Source organism: Dactylosporangium sp. NPDC049140, from assembly GCF_040648435.1.
The window spans coordinates 1-6,279 of record NZ_JBEZDS010000122.1 but is presented as its reverse complement, the minus strand read 5'-3'; the positions used below and the strand labels follow the sequence as shown (position 1 = coordinate 6,279).

At 67.4% G+C, this 6,279-nt stretch carries 5 protein-coding genes; 2 read left to right on the top strand and 3 right to left on the bottom strand.

Going from position 1 to position 6,279, the window contains the following annotated elements:
- Positions 1-373: 373 nt before the first annotated feature.
- On the bottom strand, positions 374-787 hold the full coding sequence (locus AB0B76_RS58495; protein ID WP_360394997.1) for a pyridoxamine 5'-phosphate oxidase family protein: 414 nt from the start codon (positions 785-787) through the stop codon (positions 374-376).
- A gap of 523 nt (positions 788-1,310) precedes the next feature.
- Here AB0B76_RS58495 and AB0B76_RS58490 point away from each other — a divergent pair.
- Positions 1,311-1,712 (top strand): hypothetical protein, encoded by a 402-nt coding sequence (locus tag AB0B76_RS58490; protein ID WP_360394994.1) that lies wholly within the window; start codon positions 1,311-1,313, stop codon positions 1,710-1,712.
- 485 nt (positions 1,713-2,197) lie between these two features.
- On the opposite strand, the gene AB0B76_RS58485 is transcribed toward AB0B76_RS58490, so the two are convergent.
- A complete protein-coding gene (locus tag AB0B76_RS58485) occupies positions 2,198-3,001 on the bottom strand; it encodes a hypothetical protein (RefSeq protein WP_360394991.1) in 804 nt (267 codons plus the stop codon).
- A gap of 244 nt (positions 3,002-3,245) precedes the next feature.
- On the opposite strand from AB0B76_RS58485, the gene AB0B76_RS58480 reads away from it, so the two are divergent.
- Positions 3,246-4,088, top strand: coding sequence for a DUF4262 domain-containing protein (locus tag AB0B76_RS58480; RefSeq protein ID WP_360394988.1), 843 nt, complete (start codon positions 3,246-3,248; stop codon positions 4,086-4,088).
- Between the two features lie 219 nt (positions 4,089-4,307).
- On the opposite strand, the gene AB0B76_RS58475 is transcribed toward AB0B76_RS58480, so the two are convergent.
- On the bottom strand, positions 4,308-5,228 hold the full coding sequence (locus AB0B76_RS58475; RefSeq protein WP_360394986.1) for a hypothetical protein: 921 nt from the start codon (positions 5,226-5,228) through the stop codon (positions 4,308-4,310).
- Positions 5,229-6,279 lie beyond the last annotated feature (1,051 nt).

Genomic DNA, 6,279 nt, shown 5'->3' with positions numbered 1-6,279 from the left:
GACGAACCAGCCGCTGCATGACCCAACACAAACCACCGCGGCTCCGCCCCGGTGCTGCCGCCTGCCCCACGCACTCAAGATTTTCGAGTCAGCCGCGATCGGCTCGCCACGGAGCGCGGTGGCAATGCCGCCGCCCGGCTCGCGGACATGCCGAATTCAGTGCATCCGATCATGCGCCGGATCGCTGCGATCATTGGCGATACACCCGGTTCCGGCACGATCGATTGCCCAGCGCACTGAAGCTACTGCTGTTCGCCGCCTCGCCGGTTCCCTCCTTCGCACCAGCAGGCGACGGACTCATCGACGGTGGAGAACGTTAGCGTCCATGTAGTGTCGACGACGCGACCGGGCTGCGCCTGCCGCTACCGGTCGATCACGGCTCGCCGAGATCCGAAGAGAGCCAATGCTCCGGCTCCAGCTCGATCCGGTACTCGCCCCGCGCGAACCTCACATACGGCTCGACCTTCTCCGGCACGAGATACCTGCTGGCAATCACACGGAGATCATCATCGCTCGAAGGCCCGATCACGCTGGCTCGTCCCTCGACCGAGACATAGCGCGTCGTGGGCGCCACCCGATCGACCATCAGTGAGAACCGACCAGCCTCGGCAATCAGCTTTCCCTTACGCGAATCCCGATGGGTCGAGACCCAGAGCGGACCGCCCGGGACGTAGTGATACCAAATCGGGACGACCAACGGCCCACGGCCCGGGCCCGCGCTCACAGACAGTGCGGCAACATGCGGCTGGGCGAGAAACTCCTCGCGCTCTGGAATCGAAAGCGACATGAACCAAGGCTCCTACCCACCACCGACAAGATCTAGACCCCCGGCACCAAGGGGTCAAGATTCGAGTTTCCACTGTCGATGACATGTAGAGCCACCGGGAAGAGCGACGAACGCCGCCAGCCACCGTGTCGACACTGTCCATGTCCGAATCGAGCAGGAGGCGCGCCAGGATCATCGGCTCGGTGACAGTCGGTACGGATCGCCCGCACTCAGAAATATCACTCTTGAGGCAAGGCCTCGCCGGCATCCTCATTTGCCGCTGTCCATGGCGTCGATCTTGGCTTCCGCACATGCCGCTGCGGGCGCTCAGCGGCGGTCGGTGATCGTCACCTACGGTGAGCGGCCTCTCGGGCCGGTCTTCCGATCATGTTGACGACCGCGAGCGCAGGTCGACGGGCTCCGTTACGCCGCGTGACCAGCGTCCGGCGCCTCCTGTGCGCTGAACCGCCGATGACAGGATGTCCACGAGCCCGCCGACCGCTGCGGGATCATGGCCACGTCGACACTCCGAACGAGGCTTACCATGGAAATCACGAAAGGCAGACCCTTCTTCGTCATCGAGCGCGAGCGGTTCGTCGCGCGTTTCCCGGACCACGGGGCTGACCTTGAACAACTTCGGGACCAGGACATCTACGTGACCGTTGTTGGGGGTCCGACCTACTACGTGAGTCTCATGACCCTCGACGCGATCGATGCGGTGCTTCGCCGATGGGCGCATACCGGCGAAGCCGCAGGAGGCCGGTATTTTTACACGACGGACCTCGTCATCACGCCTCGGCCGGGAATCACCGCGATGATCGAAGCAATCGAGGGACTCGTCCGTGAAGGAGAGCTTGGCAGTGCCTGCCAGATCATCCCCGACCCGAACGACGGCCCAGATGCCGCGTCATGGCGGCACACCCGACCCGCTGCAAACGCAGATTGAGCGGCACGAAACGCACGCCGAGCCTGCCATTGAGCCTGAGCGCTGATCGATGGTCACCAGCCCGGACCACATCCGCACCCTCTCGTGCGACGATCAACATCGTGACGTCCGAGGGCGGCGAACCGACCACAGGGCGCATGGTGTCAGAGCGGTGAGCCGCTGAAGCCGATCGGTCGTTGACCGTTGCTGACCGGGCAATGGAACTCCGTCGACGATGAGACCACCAACGCGAACTGACGATCTTGGTTTCCGGATCTGCCGTCGGTCGGGCGCTGCGGCTCGGCGGCGGTCGTCACGCTGTGTACGCCGTTCCGGCGGCATGCTCGGCGAGTCGCTGCGCACTCGTGCCGATGAGCGCGCATCCGGCCAGGATGACCCGTTCGACGAACGGGAGGCTGCTGAGGGCGAGGCCACGTGACGTAGATCTACAGCGGCGCCTAGCGGCGGGTGTCGACTGGACCAACCACCGAAACGTCTTGCGCGAATCATGGCGTCGTACTGGCCACGTTTCCCCGCGCTGCGTCCGGGCGTGGCAGCGCGGACAACTCGCGGTACGCGGCGAGTACCGCCGCGGTCCGCTCCGCGACCTCGGCGATCACGTCAGGCCTGTCCGTAGCGCCGTCGTCCGCCCATCGGGCCCGGCGCAGCGCCCTGCGGGCCTGCTCGGCACGGTACTGCTGGTGAGCATGCTCGCCGGAAACCTCGGCGAGCCTGCGCAGCGCCCCGAGCCGCTCGGCTATCCGCTCGCTCAGCTCCTCGAGCCGGCCCCCAAGTTCGACCCGGCGGACCGCAACCTCCGCCCGCAGCGGTGCCTGCGCGGCCAAGCCACGCACAGCGTCGTCAAGCTCCTTCAGTGCCCGGGTCACTTCGGCCCGCCGGAACAGCAGCACGGCAAGGCCCCACCGGGCCTGGTCCAGTGCCGGGCCGATGTGGGCGGGGTCGGCCATCATGCCGAGGGCCGGCCATGCCGCACGGATGCGCGTGATCGACTGCCTGGCCTCGTGCCAGGCGCCCCGCTCGTTCTGCGGTACGAAGACCAGCCCGTGTCGCGGACGGAGCGTATACGGCGCCAGCCCGCGGGTGCTGATGCCAAACCCGTACAGCGGCACTGTCAGACCGATCGCCAGCAGTGGCGAGATCGGCCACAGTGCCAGGCCGAGCGGCGGAAAAAGCCACCACCAGCGCCACAGCCGCAGAGCCCAAGGGGCGTCCGGATCGCCAACCACGAACTCCGCCGGCTCGCGGGATGTATGCCTACCCACGGGCAGATCATCCTCTACCGGCACCACCCATAGCCGCCCTCCTGAGCCGCGGCCAGGGCCAATACCCAGAATGTACCGTTATCGCCGCCGTAGGCCCCAGCGGTCTGCGGCTCGCCACCATCGACAGCGCTTGATCAGCTGCGCGCTCATGCCGCCGATGGTGCGCGGCGGCCGCTCGTCCCCCGTGGCAGTCGGTGACCGGACGCGCAGCGCGGGTCAGGTGGGGCCGACTGTCGGGGTCTACAGCGGGAGTGATCTACGCTCGGCGGCCATGACGACCTGGCTTGATCCGAATCGGGAGTGCTACTGCCACGTGTGCGTGCCGAACCCTGCCGACGACGGGTGTCTGGACTGGCGTGACGGGACGGCCGGGCTGATCGACAGGCACGGGTGGAGCGTCGTTGGCATCGACGCTGCGGACGAGGTGCCAGCGTGGGCGTTCACGGTGGGGCTGTGGCACTCACTCGGGAGTCCCGAGATCGCCATATTCGGGCTGCACTTGCGCGACATGCAGAGCTGGCTCAACCGGCTCGGCAACCAGATCCGCGACGGCCGACCGTTGATCGCCGGGCAGCGACGCGACGGGGTGCTGGACGGCTTTCCGCTGGAGCTTCGGCCGGTGCATGACAGCTGGTACCCGCAGCTGTTCGGCTCCGCGCTTAACTTCTATCAGCGCCCGCCGCTGCCCATCGTTCAGGCTTTCTGGCCGGACCGGACCGGCCTGTTCCCCTGGGAGGACGGCAGCGGTGACAACTGCCGGGCGAACCAGCCGTACTCGTGGCTTGCCGCCGAAAATCACGCATCGAGCATCTGGCTGGAACTGGACGACATCACCCCGTGGCCGTTCGTGGGTACAGGGGCGCGGACCACCGTCTTCACCTTGCACCGGGTCACGGCGGGCGGGCAGCTGCGGGGCGTCGTCCGCGACCACGACGGGTCCTGGCAGTTCGTCGATGGCGAGGCCATCATGCCCGAGGACATCACGACCGTGCACCTGCACCACGTGCTGGCGCGCTGGCCCCACATCCGTGAGGTCGCCGATCTGCGGCCCGGCGAACAGGCCTGGCTCGACGCGAACGACAGCTGGCAACGCAGTCGAATCGAGGCTGACTGACCCGTTGCTGGCTCACTCGGACGCAGTGCAATGCCGAAGTGAGATCAGCTGAGCACATCTGCCGCCGTTGGTGCGCAATCGCCGACGAGAGCTTGTCACCGCCCGTGAAGGGCCTCGGCGCAGCGGAGGCGTCCTGTGCTGCCTCCGATCGGGCGCTTGGGCACCGCTTGTCGTCCGCTCGTGGGAAGTATGCGGTCCGCGGTACAAGCGCGTCGGCTGTCAGGGTCGTCCTGCGGCGCCCTGCGATGAACGATCAGGCGCCCGGGCAACGGCCTTGAGTATCAACTCGGCGATGCGTACCGCATCGGCCGGCGCAATCGTCCTGTCGCCGGCCGGGCTGGCGGTCCGGGCGGCGATGACCAACTGCCGCAACTGTTCGCCGAGCGCGACGGCGCCGGCCCGGTCGAGATCCGTGCTGAGCCACCGCAGCCGCTCCGCGATGAGCCCTGCCTCGTATCCGTTCCGTCGTGTCGTGATCAAACTGCGATCGGACAGCAGGCTGATCGCGGCCGCAAGGCGCGCATGCGGCGAGTCGTGACCGTCCAACGCCAAGCCCCGCTGGTTGGCCGGGTCCATCTCGCCCCGTTCCGACGTGAGGACGTCGAAGAGTACCGGCCCACCGGAGGCGGGCAGCGGTCTCACCTGCGCGTCCGCACTGATGTTCAGCCCCACGTAGACACGGGACGCGTATCCAGGGTCGTCCACCCGAACGATCACCCGCTGCGGACCCGTCCGCGAGACCCGCTGCGTCCAGCGCTGGAGCCCTGCGACGTCACCAACGCAGATCCGGGAGTCCTCAAGCGCCAAGTCACCGTCGAAGACGAGTACTCCGAGCACCGGCATCGAACCTGACCAAAGCGACACCCGAGTGTGGTCGACCTGACCGCACGTCTTGACCACCACATGCCGCCCATCGGCATCAGCCGGGCCGTCGCCCCACGCCAACTCCGGCCAACCGGTCGACCCCACGACGAGCACGTTGTGATTCGTGTACACCTCGACCGCGCCAGTCAACATCCGCAACCAACCTTCGCAATGAACGCGCGGCAGGCACGCACGCACAACCGTGGCCAGAACATAACGCCAGCCGCCGATGCCGCCTGATCGGGTGCGCACATCTAGCCGCAACCCGCTCGCCACGGAACGTCATGGCAAGTTGAGCTCCTGGCTCGCGGCGAATTGAGTGCATCCCACCTGGGGCGCGCTCGGTCGGGAGGTGGCGGCACTTGGCAGGATGCTGGGGGTGGACCTTGACGACTTGCTGCCTGCCGCGCGATCGCCGGCAGACTATTTGCGGGTTGTGGATGATCCGCGGTTGAACGACAGCGGGCTGGGCACGCTGGCGGGCAGCCCGTACTCCTTCGTTCGGCTTGCCGTTGCCGGGCACCAGCGCGCGAGGGCGGCACATCTGCTGCGCCTGCTGGATGGCGAGTACACAGACTGGGACCACAACGCGCTGCTGCTGCTCGTCGCCCGCCACGCTGGCGCCGACCGTCCGGTGCTGCGTGCGGTTCTCGGCCGAGCGGCAGAGCTGTTGCGTGCGGGCGCCCGACCGCATGCCGCGGTCCTGGCGCTGGCCGCAGGAGCAATTGCCCACCCCTGGCTGATCCAGGCGATGCCGAGGCACATGCCACAGGCAAGAGAAGGTGGCCGGCGGCGGCCAAGGTTTCCGCGCAGGCCGCACGGCCGCCGGCCAGTCGCACATCGTCGCGGACGGCGGTGCTGCCTTCCGAGGATCGGCAATCCCGGCGCCCCGGAGTTCGCCGGACGCGACCGGTGTCACGCGCCGCTTCGGTGCGGCAGGGTGTATGGCAAAGCCGCCGCCGGGGCGGCCGCCAACAGGGCCAGGCTGCCCAGTGACGGTCGACGTCCAGTCGGGCTCGGTTTCGCCGAAAGGCAGACACGTGAGCGGCAGCTGGCGGCGTGCGCCGGTGAGCAACTCCGAGCGAGTATGACAACTCTAGGCCGCGGTCCTCCTCTGCATCTCCGGCCACACTAAGGCGGCTCTGACCAGCACGGATGAGATTTTCGGCACCCGCAGGCGCCGCAAGCGAGGATCGAGCAAGTGGCATGTCTACACGTTCATCGCCCAACGACCGATCCGGTCGCTGAAGGCGAAGATCCGGGCACTGACCCACAGGACATCACAGCAGGACCTCCGGTCCGTGCTGACCAGGTTGAACCAGGTCAC

What these genes read in the sequence shown, in the direction of transcription:
- AB0B76_RS58490 (WP_360394994.1), top strand. Translation starts at nt 1,311, where the DNA reads ATGGAAATCACGAAAGGCAGACCCTTCTTCGTCATCGAGCGCGAGCGG.
- AB0B76_RS58480 (WP_360394988.1), top strand. Translation starts at nt 3,246, where the DNA reads ATGACGACCTGGCTTGATCCGAATCGGGAGTGCTACTGCCACGTGTGC.
- AB0B76_RS58495 (WP_360394997.1), bottom strand. Translation starts at nt 787, where the DNA reads ATGTCGCTTTCGATTCCAGAGCGCGAGGAGTTTCTCGCCCAGCCGCAT.